The 1,442-nt window shown below is 67.8% G+C and carries 1 protein-coding gene; it reads right to left on the reverse strand.

What is annotated here, in order from left to right; genetic code table 11:
• Positions 1 to 1,417: condensation domain-containing protein (locus D7V77_RS41975; RefSeq protein WP_233597564.1), on the reverse strand; the 1,417-nt coding region annotated here is incomplete at its 3' end.
• Positions 1,418 to 1,442: the final 25 nt, after the last annotated feature.

The raw sequence follows: 1,442 nt of genomic DNA on the forward strand, positions 1-1,442 counted from the left end.
AGCTGTACTCGAGGAAGCCGGTGAGGCCCTGAGGCACCTCGAAGAGGGTGAGGGCCAAATCGAAGCGAGAGGAGTTGCCCTCCAGGGGAATGGGCTGGAAGGCCATGCCCGGCACGCGCAGGGCTTCGGCGGGTGCGTTCTGCAGGACGAGCATGACTTGGAAGAGAGGGCTACGGCTCAAGTCACGAGAGGGCTGGAGGACCTCCACCAGCTTCTCGAAGGGGACGTGCTGGTGCTCGTAGGCCGCGAGCGTGGTGGCCTTCACCTGGGCCAGCAGCTGGCGGAAGGTCGATTGAGGCTGGACCTGCGTGCGAAGGACGAGGGTGTTGACGAAGAAGCCGATGAGGCTTTCGGCCTCTGCGTGAGTACGGCCAGCGATGGGGGAGCCGACGCTGATGTCGTCCTGGCCGGAGTAGCGCGAGAGCAGCAGCTGGAAGGCGGAGAGCAGCAGCATGAAGGGCGTTGCGCCTTCACGCTGGGCGAGGCTGCGAAGGGAGTCCGTCAGCTGCGACGGGAAGTGCACGGGCACCGTGGCGCCGCGACGTGACTGCACGGCCGGACGAGGACGGTCCGTGGGCAGCTCCAGTGCAGCGGGAGCACCCGTCAGCTGGCGCTTCCAGTATCCGAGCTGCGACTCCAGCGTCTCGCCCTGGAGCCACTGGCGCTGCCAGAGGGCGAAGTCCGCGTACTGCACCGGCAGTGCTGCGAGCGACGGCTCACGGCCCGCGGAGAATGCGGCGTAGCTCGTGGCCAACTCCTTCACGAGGACGCCCATGGACCAGCCGTCGGAGACGATGTGGTGCATCGTCACGAGGAGGACGTGCGTCTCTTCAGCCAATCGCAGGAGGGCGGTGCGCAGCAGCGGTCCATGGACGAGATGGAAGGGCTGCCGGGCTTCCAGAGTGGCAAGCCGCAGCGTCTCCGCTTCGCGAGCGGACTCATCGAGGGACGAGAGGTCCTGCACAGGGAGCGCCCAGGCGGCCGGGGCATGGATGCGCTGGAGGGGCTGGCCCTCTTCTTCAAAGAAGGTGCTGCGCAGCGCTTCGTGCCGCGCCACCAGCGCCTCGAAGGCGCAGCGCAGGGCCTCGACGTCCAGGCGGCCCAGGAGGCGCAGCGCGACGGGGAGGTTGTAGGAGGCATCGTCCGGCGCCAGTTGGTCGAGGAACCAGAGACGCTGCTGAGCGAAGGAGAGAGGCTGGGGACCTTCGGTGCGAACACGCGTGAGTGGAGGCAGGCGCGTACCGGTAGAGACGCGCTGCAACTTCTCCGCGAGTGTCGCGATGGTGGGGGCTTCGAAGAGGGCGCGGAGGGGCAGCTCCACGTCGAGTGCCGCACGCACGCGGGCCACCAACTGCGTGGCGAGCAGCGAGTGGCCACCCAGCTCGAAGAAGTTGTCCGTGCGGCCGACAGTGGGCACGCGAAGCACTTCGCTCCAGAGAGCC

The sequence above is a fragment of the Corallococcus sp. CA041A genome (assembly GCF_003612075.1).
GTDB classification, from domain to species: domain Bacteria; phylum Myxococcota; class Myxococcia; order Myxococcales; family Myxococcaceae; genus Corallococcus; species Corallococcus exiguus.